Below are 12,905 nucleotides of genomic sequence, written 5' to 3'. Positions count from 1 at the left end.
TTAAAAATATTTTTTCAAAGCATCAGGAATATGAATTTTTCCTTCTTTATCTTGATAATTTTCCATAATCGCTACCAAGGTTCTTCCTACTGCCAAAGATGAGCCATTAAGAGTGTGGACGAGTTCATTTTTTCCTTGTTCGTTTTTATAGCGAATTTTAGCGCGTCTTGCTTGAAAATCACGACAATTTGAAACCGAGCTGATCTCACGATATTTATTTTGTCCTGGAAGCCACACTTCAAGATCTACAGTTTTTGCTGCACTAAAACCCAAATCTCCAGTGCAAAGCATCAAATGTCTATGCGCTAAACCTAAAGAACTCAGCAAATCACTTGCACACTCAAGCATTTCATTAAACACACTATCACTTTGCTCAGGTTTAGTGATACTTACAAGCTCTACTTTTTCAAACTGGTGTTGTCTTATAATACCCCTTGTATCACGCCCTGCACTGCCTGCTTCTTTTCTAAAACAAGCACTATAACAAGTCATTTTTATAGGTAAAGTTTCACTCGCTAAAATTTCTCCGCTGTAAAGATTGGTTACTGGAATTTCAGAAGTTGAGATTAAATACAAATCCTCATCATCTACCTTATACATATCTTCTTTAAATTTTGGCAACTGACCCGTCCCAAACATAGTAGCACCATTTACCAAAAAAGGTACATTAACAAATTCAAATCCACGACTTCTATTAAAATCTATCATATAATTTACCAAAGCACGGCTTAATAAAGCTCCTTCATTTTTAAGCACACAAAAACGACTTTGTGAAATTTTTACCCCACGCATAAAATCAAGCCAATTTAAACTCTCGCCTAATTCAAAATGTTCTTTTGGAGTAAAATCAAAGCTAGGTGGATTTAAAACTTTTTTAAGCTCCACATTTTCATTTTCATCTTCACCCACAGGCACACATTCATCAGGGATATTTGGGATGGCATGAGCGATTTCCTCAAGCTCATTTTCTAAAGCATTTACTTTAGCGCTTTGCTCATTAATTTTGCTTTTATTTTCGCTTAATTTTGCTTTTAAACTTTCTTTATCTTCGGCTGTAGCAAGCTCTTTACTGAATTTATTTTGAAAAGCTTGAAATTCTTCCAAGGCTATTTTTTCTTTTTTTAAACTTGCAAAAAGTTCAGCAAGTTTTTTTAAGATATTTTCATCAACTTTTTTATTTTTTAACTTTTTAGCCACTTCATCAAAATTATTTTGCAAATTTTTTAAATCTAGCATTTTCTACTCCTTAAAGTCCGATTTTTTCATAAATTTTTTGCATTTTTTCTTGGGCGATTTTTCTTGCTTTTGTCGCACCAAAATCCAAAATTTCTTTCAAATGCGAAGGCTTTTCTAAAAGCTCATTATATTTTTCTCTTGCTTCTTTAAAATAAGCATTTACAAGCTCGTTTAAATATATTTTAAAATGTCCATAACCCTCACCACCTTTTTCATAGCGTATTTGTAATTCTTTTTGCCCTGATTCATCTAAAAAAAGCTTTGCGATTTTAAAAATATTGCAGTTTTCATGATCTTTTGGATCTTCTAAAGCGGTACTATCTGTAACTATGGAAGAAATTTGTTTTTTTAAGGTTTTTTCACTGCTAAAAATATCTATAGTATTTTGATAAGATTTACTCATTTTTGCTCCATCAGTACCCACAACCACAGCTACTTCTTCATTAACTCTCGCTTCTGGAAGGGTAAAAATTTCACCCCATTCATTATTAACTTTTAAAGCAATATCGCGTGCGATTTCAACATGCTGGATTTGATCTTTTCCTACAGGGACAATTCGTGTATCAAAAAGTAAAATATCTGCCGCCATTAAAACAGGATAAGAAAAAAGCCCATGTGAAGCACTAAGTCCCTTAGCAACTTTATCCTTGTAACTATGTGCACGCTCTAATAAACCCATAGGAGTAAATTGCGATAAAATCCAATAAAGCTCCATAACTTCCTTAACATCACTTTGCAACCAAAAAACGCTTTTTTGAGGATCTATACCAAGGCTTAAAAAAGCCGCAGCAGCTTTTAAGGAATTTTGTTTAAGTTTTTCTCCATCTTGAGAAGAAGTCATGGCATGATAATTAGCAATAAACATAAACATTTGGCTTTTTTCTTGTGCATCTACCATTTGCTTAATCGCACCAAAATAATTACCTATATGCAAATCGCCACTTGGCTGAAGGCCTGTTAATACTCTCATTTTATCACCTTTTTAATCTCGCTTAAAAGCTCATCTATATTTTTATTTTCTATATTTAAAATAAAATTTGCCTTTTGTTCATACTTGCTTAAACGCTCATTATATAATTTTTTTGCTTTAATTTCATCATAAAATAAAGGTCTTTTAGAAATTTCATCTTTGTCTAAACGCTTTTTTAAATATTCAAAATCTGCTTTTAAATAAATACAAAAACCTGCTTTTTCTAAATTTGAAACATTAACAAAACCCCCACCTGTAGCAATACAAGCTTTCTCACAAGAACTAAAAAAATCAGCCATTTTTTGCTCTTGTTCTCTAAAAAAATTTTCCCCTTTTTGTTCAAAAATTTCACTGACTTTTTGATTAAATTTTTGTTCTATTAAAAAATCACTATCTAAAAAAACAAGATCTAAATCCTTAGCTAAAGCTCTTGCTAAAGTGCTTTTTCCAGAACCCATAAATCCTATAAAAACGATATTTTTAGCTTTCATCATTTTCTTTACTGCCCTTTTTACGCGAAGCAATCACTAAAGGCACACCTTCAAAATTAAATTCTTTTCTGATTTGATTTTGTAAATAACGCTTATAGCTAAAATGCAAGGCCTTAGGACGATTCATAATAAGTGCAATTTTTGGCGGTGCTAAGTCATATTGTACTGCATAATAAATTTTAACCAATTTCCCATAATCATGCGGCAAAGGATGTGCTCTTGTGGCATTTTCTATCAAGGTATTAAGCTTAGAAGTTTGGATTTTTTGAGTGAAATTTTCAAAAATTTGCAAAATTTTATCGAGTAAAACATGCACCCTTTTTCCACTTAAAGCTGATACGCTAATCACGGGTGCGTAAGCTAGAAATTTAAAACGATCAACACGCAATTCTTTTACAGTCTTATCAAAATCCATCTCACTTTTATCCCATTTATTTAAAACAATAATCACACCCAAATAATGCTTAGCCACAAGCCCAGCAATGCGTTCATCAAGCTCGTTAAAGCCCTCATGCGCATCTAAAACCAAAAGTGCTATTTGAGAATGAGATAAAATTTTTTCCGTGCGATTTAGGGCAAAGCGTTCGAGTCCTTGAATTTTACCCCTTTTTCTAATACCTGCAGTATCAACAAATTCTATCACTTTATCTTTATGAACTACACTTTCATTAACAGGATCTATAGTAGTTCCTGCAATAGAACTTACAACACTGCGTTCTTGTTTAACCAAAGCATTTAAAAGACTTGATTTTCCAACATTTACACGCCCTACAATACCCACTCTGATATGATTTTGATCGACTTCTTTAAATTGAAATTCTTTTCCTTCTTCATAATACTCTAAAAAATCTTCTAAATTTTCTTCTTCATCGGGGATTAAAAACTCTTCATGTAAAAATTTTTCAAGCCATTCATAAAGTTCATCTAAGCCTACATTATGGGTTACTGAAAGATTAAAGATTTCCTTTACGCCAAAATTTGCAAACTCCCAAGCCCTTTCTTCATCTTTTTTATTATCTACTTTATTAATCACTAAGGCTATAGGTTTTCCAAGTTTTTTTAAAGAATAAAAAAACTGTCTATCCTCATCATCAGGCGCTAATTTCCCATCAACTAGATAAAGTATGATATCGCTTTCTTTAGCTACTTTTAAAGTGTTTTTTTTCACATTTTTAAAAAGTTCATCACTTTCATTAAGCCCTCCACTATCAATAAGCATGGCTTTTTTTGAATGAATATGAATTTGCGTTTTATTTGTATCTCTAGTTGTGCCTGAAATATCACTTGTAATAGCTATTCTTTGTCTTGCCATTCTATTAAAAAGGCTTGATTTTCCCACATTTGGCTTACCTATAAGTATAATGCTTTGCATTTTTTTCCTAGAAAATTATATTTTTAAAATTATATAAAATTTGGCTTAATATTAAGCAAAAAAAGACTAGAATTAACCCAGATTTTAGTCAAGGAAAAAAAATGCTAAAAGTAATCAAGCATAATTTAGGAATTTATTTCATGATTTTAGCATGTTTGGATTTTGCACTTATGGGAGCTTGTGCAAAAATTCTTAGCAAGGAAATGAGTTCTATAGAAATTATGTTTTTTAGAAATATCATAGGAATTTTTTTCATAGTCTATCTTTTAAAACGATCTAAGGCACATAAAGAAGGGGGATATTTTTGGCTCTTGGTATTTCGTGGAGTAGTAGGCACGCTTTCACTATATATGTTTTTCTATAATGTTTCAAATATTACACTAGGTGGAGCTTTTGCTTTTCAAAAAACTGCTCCTATTTTTATTACTTTAATAGCTTTTGTTGTTTTTAAAGAAAATATTGGCATCAAAGGCTGGATAGGAATTTTAATAGCATTTGGTGGAGTGCTTTTAATCGCTCAGCCTTGGGCTCATAATTTAAATCATTCAGGCTTTGATTTAAAAAATTCAGTTATAGGTATCACGAGTGGATTTTTAGCCGCTTTAGCTCTTACAAGTGTAAGAGAACTTAGAAAATCTTACACTACAGAACAAATTGCCTTTTCTTTTATCCTTTTAGGAACCTTAATGCCTTTAATTTCTATGATCAGTGCTGAATTTTTTGAACCACAGCATCTTGATTCTTTACATTTAGATTTCATTCTAGCACCTTTTGTGATGCCAAGTCTTACAGCTTGGCTTATCATTGCCATTATGGGAACTTTAGGCACCATTTATCAAATTCATGTCACTAAAGCTTATGGTATCGCTAAACAAGCAGGAGTGGTTGCCGGAGTTAGTTATCTTGATGTAGTATTTAGTATGATAGTTGGGATAATTTTGGGAGATAATTTACCAAGTACTATGGTTTTTTTAGGTATAATAGGCATTATTTTTGGTGGATTAATTTTAGTTAAGAACAAAGGAAAAAAATGAAAAAAATGATACTCATTGCTGGTCCTTGCGTGATAGAAAGCAAAGATTTGATTTTTAAAGTTGCTGAACAGTTAAAAAATTTTAATGAAAATCCAAATATAGAATTTTATTTCAAATCAAGTTTTGATAAGGCCAATCGCACAAGTATTAATTCTTTTCGAGGTCCTGGTCTTGAAGAAGGATTAAAAATTTTACAAAGCGTAAAAGATGAATTTGGTATGAAAATCTTAACCGATATACACGAAAGCAATCAAGCAAACCCTGTAAGTGAAGTAGCTGATGTCTTGCAAATTCCTGCTTTTTTATGTCGTCAAACCGATTTACTTGTAGCCGCAGCAAAAACTAAGGCAAAAATTAATATCAAAAAAGGACAATTTTTAAACCCAAGCGATATCAAATACAGCGTTAAAAAAGTTCTACAAACCCGTGGTATAGAAGATGAAGGCTATGAAGCTGCTCAAAGAAATGGTGTTTTTGTAGCTGAAAGAGGGGCTAGCTTTGGCTATGGAAATTTAGTAGTAGATATGCGTTCTTTAGTTATCATGCGTGAATTTGCTCCAGTTATTTTTGATGCTACCCATAGCGTACAAATGCCAGGGGCTGCAGGTGGAAGTAGCGGAGGGAAAAGCGAATTTGTAGAACCTTTAGCAAGAGCGGCAGCAGCCGTAGGCATAGATGGCTTTTTCTTTGAAACACATATTAATCCTTGCGAGGCTTTATGCGATGGACCTAATATGCTTAATCTTACACGCCTTAAAAATTGCGTTAATACATTACTAGAAATACAAAATATCATAAAGGAAAACAAATGAATATTATTGAAGGAAAATTAAATTTAGACTCAAATACAAAAATTGCTATCATTAATGCAAGATTTAATCATATCATCACAGATCGCCTTGTAGAAGGAGCAAAAGATGCTTTTTTAAGACACGGGGGCAAAGAGGAAAATCTAAGCCTTATACTTGTTCCTGGTGCTTTTGAACTTCCGTATGCGTTAAAAAAAGCTATAGAAAGCAAAAAATTTGATGCAATTTGTTGCGTAGGCGCAGTAATTCGTGGCTCAACTCCGCATTTTGACTATGTTTCAGCAGAAACCACCAAAGGCATAGCCAATGTGAGTTTAAATCATAATATCCCTGTAAGCTTTGGTGTTTTAACTACAGATACAATAGAACAAGCCATAGAAAGAGCTGGAAGCAAAGCAGGCAATAAAGGCTTTGAAGCTATGACAACTGTAATCGAGATGTTAAATTTAAGCAAGGAGCTTTAATGGCAACGCGTCATCAAGTTCGCCAAAGCGTCATCTCCTTACTTTATGCTTTTGAATTAAATTCTCAAAACAACGTTTTTGTAGATGAAATTTTAGATGAAAAAAAAATACGCAATGAACAAAAAAATTTTACTTTAAATTTATATAATGGAATTTTAGATAATTTAAACAATATTGATGAAACCTTAAATTCATTTCTAAATGATAATCAAATTACAGCTTTAGGACATGTAGAAAGAGCTATACTAAGACTTGGAGCTTATGAGTTACTTTTTACCGATACTCCTAGCGCCATTGTCATCAATGAGGCTATAGAACTTGCTAAAGAACTTGCTAATGACAATTCTCCAAAATTTATAAATGGAGTTTTAGATGCCTTAATAAAGGCTAAAAAATGAAGCTTTGTGTCGCACTTGATCTTTCTACAAAAGAAGAATGCTTACAACTTGCCAAAGAATTAAAAAATTTAGACATATGGTTAAAAGTAGGTTTAAGAGCATATTTAAGAGATGGTTTTAAATTCATAGAAGAACTTAAAAAAGTTGATGATTTTAAAATATTTCTTGATCTTAAATTTCATGATATTCCCAACACTATGGCAGATGCTTGCGAAGAAGTATCAAAACTTGGTGTTGATATGATCAATATCCACGCAAGTGCTGGAAAAATAGCCATACAAGAAGTTATGACACGGCTTAGCAAATTTTCAAAAAGACCTTTAGTTTTAGCAGTTTCTGCTCTTACGAGTTTTGATGAAGAAAATTTCTTTAGTATTTATAGACAAAAAATTGAAGAAGCTGTAATTAATTTTTCAAAAATATCCTATGAAAATGGACTTGATGGTATGGTATGCTCTGTTTTTGAAAGCAAAAAAATTAAAGAGCACACAAGTTCAAATTTCTTAACCCTTACTCCTGGAATTCGTCCTTTTGGAGAAACAAATGATGATCAAAAACGTGTTGCTAATCTTGCAATGGCTAGAGAAAATTTGAGTGATTATATCGTTGTGGGAAGGCCTATATATAAAAATGAAAATCCTAGGGCTGTATGTGAAAAAATTTTAAACAAAATACACAGAAAAAATATAAGCGAAAACGATATAGAGCAAAATTATGAAGTAATTCAGCAAAAAGAATGGGATATGTGTAATCACTTTGAAGAATGGATTAAAACTCAGCCTGATAAAGAACATGCTTTAAAAGAATTTTATGCTAAGTGTGGGATAAAATATTGAATTATCAACAATTAGAATGCGATTACTTTAATCTTTACAATCAGTTTCTTAGCGTGGATTTTCAAATTTCATTATTTGAAAAAGATCATAAAGGTTTAATTAAAGATTTTATATTTTTTTATTATCAAATTTTAAAACAAAAAGACTTGAGCTACTTGCTTGAGGTAAGAAATAAAATTTCCCTGAAAGTTTATAATTATATGCAAGAGCACTCCACTTCTCCAAAAGATTTAAGTCTTATTTGTCTAAGAGAAAATAAACATATTGAATTTTTTCAAATATTTTACAAGGCTCTCGCTTATTTTGTAGCCTTTAGAAAAAAACTTGATGGAGAACAAAAAATTAAAAATTTGATTTCAAATATCAATGACTGTTTTGGCTATCATTTCTTGAATTCTGACTTTAACAATCTTCAAAATTTTCAAAAAAGCGATTTGTTCACCTTACCCGAAAAACATCTTAAATATTTTCACTTCGCCATGATTCATCTTTGTTTCATGGTTTTAAATCCTTTAAATTTTAAAGACTCTAATCGGCATCTTGATAAAGCGATTAATTATCTTGTCGATGGAACTTTTGAAATTTATGAGCTCATCTTTAAAGAATATTTTTTATTGTTTTCAAAAGATAAAGAGCTCAAGGATGAACTTAGAAAATTAAAAAAATTAGAATTTAAAATTCTAATGCAAGAAACTTCAAAAATTAAACTACTTAATCATTATAAAGAATTTTGCGAAGAAATATTCTACAATATAGAACTTGAAAAAATCACACAAAATTAATCCTGTATTAACATTGTTATAGTTTAATAATAAAAATTTTTAATAAGGAAAAATTATGCTTATAACACCTGAAAAACTTTATAAACAAAGGAGAAATTTTTTAAAACTTGGAGCGGGTGCTTTAATAAGTTCAAGCGTGCTTGCTTCTAAACTATCTGCTTTAAATTTCACAAGCGATACTAATCCAAACAAACTTGAAATCAGCGATGAAGAACTAGCTACAAATTATGTCAATTTTTATGAATTTTCAACAGATAAAAGAAAGGCTGTATCATTGGCACAAAATTTCAATACTCAAAATTGGAAAATCGATATCAGTGGAGAAATAGAAAAACCTTTAACTTTAAGCATGGAAGATATTTTAAAATTTCCACTAGAAGAAAGAATTTATCGTTTTCGCTGTGTTGAAACTTGGTCTATGGTGGTACCTTGGGTAGGCTTTGAATTGCGTCGTTTGATTGAAATGGCAAAACCTACAAGCGAGGCAAAATTTGTTAAATTCACCACTCTTTTAGATAAGAGTCAATTTCCCGATCAAGACGCTTTATTTCCAACTATAGACTATCCTTATGTAGAAGGACTTCGCATGGATGAAGCTATGCATCCTCTTACCTTGCTTGCAGTAGGAATGTATAAAAAAGCCTTAAAGCCTCAAAATGGTGCTCCAATACGCCTTGTTGTTCCTTGGAAATATGGCTTTAAAAGTATTAAATCTATAGTTAAAATAGAATTTACCAAAGAACAGCCTAAATCCACTTGGGAAAGTTACGCTCCAAGTGAATATGGTTTTTATGCTAATGTCAATCCTAATGTTTCTCATCCTAGATGGTCTCAAGCTAACGAAAGGGCTTTAGGAGACTTCTTTACCAAGCCTACTTTAATGTTTAATGGTTATGAAAAAGAAGTGGCAAGTTTATATAAAAACATGGACTTAAAAGTGAATTTTTAATGCAGACAAAATACTTTAAATTTCTTGCTTATTTTAGCTTTATTATAAGTTTAATCTATGGCTTTTATCATATCATAAAAGCCTTTGATTTTGTAAAAGAAGCCTACATTTACACTGGAATATTTGCTTTAATCTTTTTAAATTTAAGTCTTTTATTTTCTTTACTTAAATTTAAAAAAACAAAAAATTATCCTAAAATTTTAGGTATTTTTGCAGCTTTTTGGGCGATTTTGCACTTTTTAAATTATTTTATTTTTGATAGAAATGCTCAAATTTTAAGGCTTTTTGATGATATTTCACATCGTTTATTAGAAGCAAGTGGATTTATCGCATTTTTAATCATATTTTTAATGCTTTTAAGTTCTTTTAAAATCTTTAAAAAACTTAGTAAAATCAGAAAATTAGGATATTTATGCTTAGTTTTGGCAAGTTATCATTATTTTTTAACCCCAAAAATTCCTATGTTTTGGGAATGGAGTGCTTTAATTATAGCTTTGTTTTATTTTATAGTTCGCTATACAAAAACATTAAAAAAGTTAAAATCCAACAATCTTACTTTTATCAAAACTTGAATTTAATTCTTTTTGTATGCTTTCTATAAAATCTTGCATTTTAAAAACCCCATCTTTTGATACAGCTACTTTCAAAGCCGTATTCTTCACCACCATTAAAATTTGTGCTCCACTTAATTCATAATTTGATAAAATATTTATATCAAAATCTTTTTCAAATAATGCTTTTTTAGGTAGAAACTTTTCCCAAATTTTAAGCCTATCTTTAAAATCAGGTTTTTTAAATTCTATCTTATAATCAAATCTTCTTGAAAATGCACTATCTAAGCTTTCTAAAAAATTTGTCGTAGCGATAATCACACCACTAAAACGCTCAATTTGCTCTAAGAATATATTTTGCATTTGATTATGCATTTTATCGCTACCACTACTTCCATCTACACGCGTACTTAAAAACTGATCGGCTTCATTGAGAAGTAAAATAGGACTTTGTTTACAAGTTTGCACGATATTTTTATAAGTATCAAAAATTTTTCTTACATTTTGCTCACTCTCTCCAACCCATTTGCTCAAAATTTTAGAACAGTCAAAACTAAGAACAGATTTTTTCATTGATTTAGCCATAGCTAAAGCTGACATAGTTTTTCCAGTACCAGCAGGACCATAAAAAATAATTTTAGCTTCTATATTTTTATTACTCTTTATACCCCAAGAATGAAGTCTTTCTAGGACTTTTTTATCTTGTTGTTTTAAAATATTTTCTAAAAGCTCTTTTGTATTTTCAGGCATAATAATATCATTGATGTCAGTGCTTGGTTCTATAAGCTCGAAAATATCTTGATCTTTTAAAACACTTTCAATTTTGATTTTTTTACTTTGTTTTGGTTCAAAATTTATAATTCTTTGTAAAATTTCATCAATAATAAAAAAACTTTTAGAAATATCTCCAAAAGCATTTAAATATTCATCATACTCGATTAAGTTTAAAAGAGGAGCATTTTCTTGTAATAGTTTTTTGTTTTTATGCCTTTCTAAATCATTTTCACTGATTAAAGAAAGTAAAGAATTCATTTCTCTAGAAATCGAACTTTCATTACTTAAGGCGTATTCTTCTTTTAAAAGTGCTAGAAAAATAATTTGTTCTTTATGCTCAAGATTGTATTCTTTAAAAATATCAGCCAATACATTATAAAATTTACTTTTTTTTAGTCTTTCTTTGATATGTTTTTCATAAAGTTTAATTTGATTTTTTATTTCACTATTATAAGCACTTTTTTGTATAAAACTTAATCTTTCGTATAATTGAATACGCGCAAATTCATCTTTTAAATATTCTAAATAATCTGCATAAGCCTCTTGTTTCTCAAAATTTAAATGAGGTTTTGCTTCTAAAAATTCTAAAAAATATTCACTTAGACTAAGCTCACTTTGCAATAAGGCAAGAGTTAATGTTTGAGTTTTATTATTTTCTAAACTTTTAAAAAAACTCGAATTTTGATTTACAAAACCTCTTTCGATAAGTTTTTTTAAATCCTCCAAAGCATCAAGATAAAGATACTTATCATTTCCAAAAATTGTCGATAATAAAGTAAAGGCATTGATAGAAGAAATAGAAACGACATAATTTCTACAAAGCTCTCTAAGAATCAAAGCTTCATTTTTAGCACACTTAAGCTCTTTATAAATTTGAGTATCTTCTATATTTTTCAAACTTAAAAAATTTTTTAATTTTTCCATTATTTTTTAAATTCCTTAAGCTCATCTTCATTAAATTCTACGCAAATATTTTCATCTAAAAAATGACCTTCAAAAGGTAGATAACAAATTTTTAGTTTTCCATTATTAAGCAAAAAATTATTATTAAATTGTAAATTTTGCAGATCTTCAAAACACTCATCACATGTATTTTTAAGCTTCTCATGTAAAAGATTTTGAAATTTTTGATTTTCAGTATTATACAAATCATTTAGTTTTACAAATGCGTGAGCATTAATATCATAAACAAAATTATTTAACTCTAAAATAGCACGACTCATACCATCTTCATAAAAATAATACCATTCTTCAAAACTAATTTTTCCATCTTGTAAAAAAATAGGCTTTTGGCGAATTTGCTCAAAGCTAAATACACCCTTATGAACAGGATGAAATTCTTTAAAATCATCATTAAAACCTATAAAATCAAGACTACGCTTTATACGAATGCCATCTTGCGTTTCGACAAGTTCTAAAGTAGTTGTTCCTAAATTTTCTCCTTGAAAATTTTTATTATCATATGTAAGCATTTTAGAAGAATTGATTTTATATTTTTTACGCTCATCCTGCCAAAAATCATTTGTCTTAACGAGCGGAATCTCTAAATTTCCATTTATATCATCAATAATTAAAAAACTAGAACTTGTTTGATTTTTATCCCTGTCAAAAAGTGGAGTCATAGGCGCATTATCATAAACTATGGCAAAAATTTCTTTATCCTGCAAATGATAAAAATACAATTCACCTTTATAAACTTGCGCTAAAGCTAGATTTACAAAGCAAAATACCAGTAAAAAAAATTTCAAACTCTATCCTTCAATTTTGAATATGCGTTAAGATAATTTTAGTATGTGAAATTTTATCAAAAAAACTTACTTTATTATCACAAACTTGATAAAAAATTTCATAATTTTTTGCTTTTAAATTTTGTTCAAAACCACAATCAGTTTTTTCTAAATTTTTACCCTGCCATAAAGCATTTGCCTTTAAAATATCACTTAAAATATCATCATAATATACATTTTTAAAAAATTTTTGATTAAACACTTTTTTATCATAACACACTGCATTGATACAAATTTTATCTTTGATTTTGAGTTCAAAAAAAGCTTGCCCTAGTTTATAAACTTCTAAATTTAAAGCATTATTTTCTTTTTTTAAAAAAGCTGCGTCATTGATTTTTATCATAGGAGAAGCAATCAAAACCATCAAGCTTTGACTCGAAAAATTTTGATTTTTCACACTACAAGCACAAAGAAAAAAAATAAAACACAGGGCTAAACAATGCTTCAAATTT

At 29.8% G+C, this 12,905-nt stretch carries 15 protein-coding genes; 8 read left to right on the top strand and 7 right to left on the bottom strand.

All coding sequences use genetic code 11. The features are described from left to right. The 4 genes from serS to der are packed head-to-tail and all read right to left on the bottom strand — an operon-like array spanning position 1 to position 4,069. Positions 1–1,236, bottom strand: coding sequence for a serine--tRNA ligase (gene serS, locus SR62_RS08340; RefSeq protein ID WP_002880290.1), 1,236 nt, complete (start codon positions 1,234–1,236; stop codon positions 1–3). Positions 1,237–1,246: 10 nt separating this feature from the next. Beyond that, positions 1,247–2,206, bottom strand: a complete 960-nt coding sequence (gene trpS / locus SR62_RS08335) for a tryptophan--tRNA ligase (RefSeq protein WP_002858719.1) — start codon at positions 2,204–2,206, stop codon at positions 1,247–1,249. Beyond that, positions 2,203–2,700, bottom strand: a complete 498-nt coding sequence (locus tag SR62_RS08330; protein ID WP_002860280.1) for a shikimate kinase — start codon at positions 2,698–2,700, stop codon at positions 2,203–2,205. The genes trpS and SR62_RS08330 overlap by 4 nt, the downstream gene beginning before the upstream one ends. Next, positions 2,687–4,069: a ribosome biogenesis GTPase Der gene (der, locus tag SR62_RS08325; protein WP_002892807.1), complete on the bottom strand. Its 1,383-nt coding sequence runs from the start codon at positions 4,067–4,069 to the stop codon at positions 2,687–2,689. Before der ends, SR62_RS08330 begins: the two co-directional genes overlap by 14 nt. 101 nt (positions 4,070–4,170) lie before the next feature. Between der and SR62_RS08320 the strand changes: the two genes are divergently transcribed. Genes SR62_RS08320 through SR62_RS08285 form a run of 8 tightly spaced genes read left to right on the top strand, consistent with a single transcriptional unit; the run spans position 4,171 to position 9,913 of the window. Further along, on the top strand, positions 4,171–5,103 hold the full coding sequence (locus tag SR62_RS08320) for a DMT family transporter (protein ID WP_002865582.1): 933 nt from the start codon (positions 4,171–4,173) through the stop codon (positions 5,101–5,103). After that, positions 5,100–5,915: a 3-deoxy-8-phosphooctulonate synthase gene (gene kdsA / locus SR62_RS08315; RefSeq protein ID WP_002858652.1), complete on the top strand. Its 816-nt coding sequence runs from the start codon at positions 5,100–5,102 to the stop codon at positions 5,913–5,915. Before SR62_RS08320 ends, kdsA begins: the two co-directional genes overlap by 4 nt. Further along, positions 5,912–6,376 (top strand): 6,7-dimethyl-8-ribityllumazine synthase, encoded by a 465-nt coding sequence (gene ribE / locus SR62_RS08310; protein WP_002854278.1) that lies wholly within the window; start codon positions 5,912–5,914, stop codon positions 6,374–6,376. The genes kdsA and ribE overlap by 4 nt, the downstream gene beginning before the upstream one ends. Continuing rightward, positions 6,376–6,774 carry a transcription antitermination factor NusB gene (gene nusB, locus SR62_RS08305; protein ID WP_002824771.1) on the top strand — a complete coding sequence of 133 codons (399 nt, stop codon included), beginning with the start codon at positions 6,376–6,378 and terminating at the stop codon, positions 6,772–6,774. Before ribE ends, nusB begins: the two co-directional genes overlap by 1 nt. Beyond that, on the top strand, positions 6,771–7,610 hold the full coding sequence (pyrF, locus tag SR62_RS08300; protein WP_002869748.1) for an orotidine-5'-phosphate decarboxylase: 840 nt from the start codon (positions 6,771–6,773) through the stop codon (positions 7,608–7,610). Before nusB ends, pyrF begins: the two co-directional genes overlap by 4 nt. Beyond that, the gene (locus SR62_RS08295; protein WP_002824766.1) at positions 7,607–8,392 is read left to right on the top strand and encodes a hypothetical protein; all 786 of its coding nucleotides are present in this window, start codon (positions 7,607–7,609) and stop codon (positions 8,390–8,392) included. Before pyrF ends, SR62_RS08295 begins: the two co-directional genes overlap by 4 nt. A 55-nt stretch (positions 8,393–8,447) precedes the next feature. Continuing rightward, positions 8,448–9,341, top strand: a complete 894-nt coding sequence (gene msrP, locus SR62_RS08290) for a protein-methionine-sulfoxide reductase catalytic subunit MsrP (protein ID WP_002858649.1) — start codon at positions 8,448–8,450, stop codon at positions 9,339–9,341. Next, on the top strand, positions 9,341–9,913 hold the full coding sequence (locus tag SR62_RS08285) for a sulfite oxidase heme-binding subunit YedZ (protein ID WP_002857273.1): 573 nt from the start codon (positions 9,341–9,343) through the stop codon (positions 9,911–9,913). The genes msrP and SR62_RS08285 overlap by 1 nt, the downstream gene beginning before the upstream one ends. Here SR62_RS08285 and SR62_RS08280 read toward each other — a convergent pair. Genes SR62_RS08280 through SR62_RS08270 form a run of 3 tightly spaced genes read right to left on the bottom strand, consistent with a single transcriptional unit; the run spans position 9,878 to position 12,901 of the window. Continuing rightward, positions 9,878–11,590 (bottom strand): AAA family ATPase, encoded by a 1,713-nt coding sequence (locus tag SR62_RS08280; protein WP_002892808.1) that lies wholly within the window; start codon positions 11,588–11,590, stop codon positions 9,878–9,880. The genes SR62_RS08285 and SR62_RS08280 overlap by 36 nt on opposite strands. Next, a complete protein-coding gene (locus tag SR62_RS08275; RefSeq protein WP_002933966.1) occupies positions 11,590–12,414 on the bottom strand; it encodes a hypothetical protein in 825 nt (274 codons plus the stop codon). The genes SR62_RS08280 and SR62_RS08275 overlap by 1 nt, the downstream gene beginning before the upstream one ends. Positions 12,415–12,424: 10 nt before the next feature. Beyond that, positions 12,425–12,901 carry a hypothetical protein gene (locus tag SR62_RS08270; protein WP_002854442.1) on the bottom strand — a complete coding sequence of 159 codons (477 nt, stop codon included), beginning with the start codon at positions 12,899–12,901 and terminating at the stop codon, positions 12,425–12,427. Positions 12,902–12,905 lie beyond the last annotated feature (4 nt).

The organism is Campylobacter sp. 2014D-0258 (assembly GCF_008000495.1).
Taxonomy (GTDB): domain Bacteria; phylum Campylobacterota; class Campylobacteria; order Campylobacterales; family Campylobacteraceae; genus Campylobacter_D; species Campylobacter_D jejuni.
This window is presented reverse-complemented; position numbering and strand designations above follow the sequence as displayed.

What these genes read in the sequence shown, in the direction of transcription:
- pyrF (WP_002869748.1), top strand. Translation starts at nt 6,771, where the DNA reads ATGAAGCTTTGTGTCGCACTTGATCTTTCTACAAAAGAAGAATGCTTA.
- msrP (WP_002858649.1), top strand. Translation starts at nt 8,448, where the DNA reads ATGCTTATAACACCTGAAAAACTTTATAAACAAAGGAGAAATTTTTTA.
- ribE (WP_002854278.1), top strand. Translation starts at nt 5,912, where the DNA reads ATGAATATTATTGAAGGAAAATTAAATTTAGACTCAAATACAAAAATT.
- der (WP_002892807.1), bottom strand. Translation starts at nt 4,069, where the DNA reads ATGCAAAGCATTATACTTATAGGTAAGCCAAATGTGGGAAAATCAAGC.
- SR62_RS08280 (WP_002892808.1), bottom strand. Translation starts at nt 11,590, where the DNA reads ATGGAAAAATTAAAAAATTTTTTAAGTTTGAAAAATATAGAAGATACT.
- serS (WP_002880290.1), bottom strand. Translation starts at nt 1,236, where the DNA reads ATGCTAGATTTAAAAAATTTGCAAAATAATTTTGATGAAGTGGCTAAA.
- SR62_RS08285 (WP_002857273.1), top strand. Translation starts at nt 9,341, where the DNA reads ATGCAGACAAAATACTTTAAATTTCTTGCTTATTTTAGCTTTATTATA.
- trpS (WP_002858719.1), bottom strand. Translation starts at nt 2,206, where the DNA reads ATGAGAGTATTAACAGGCCTTCAGCCAAGTGGCGATTTGCATATAGGT.
- kdsA (WP_002858652.1), top strand. Translation starts at nt 5,100, where the DNA reads ATGAAAAAAATGATACTCATTGCTGGTCCTTGCGTGATAGAAAGCAAA.
- SR62_RS08320 (WP_002865582.1), top strand. Translation starts at nt 4,171, where the DNA reads ATGCTAAAAGTAATCAAGCATAATTTAGGAATTTATTTCATGATTTTA.
- SR62_RS08330 (WP_002860280.1), bottom strand. Translation starts at nt 2,700, where the DNA reads ATGATGAAAGCTAAAAATATCGTTTTTATAGGATTTATGGGTTCTGGA.
- nusB (WP_002824771.1), top strand. Translation starts at nt 6,376, where the DNA reads ATGGCAACGCGTCATCAAGTTCGCCAAAGCGTCATCTCCTTACTTTAT.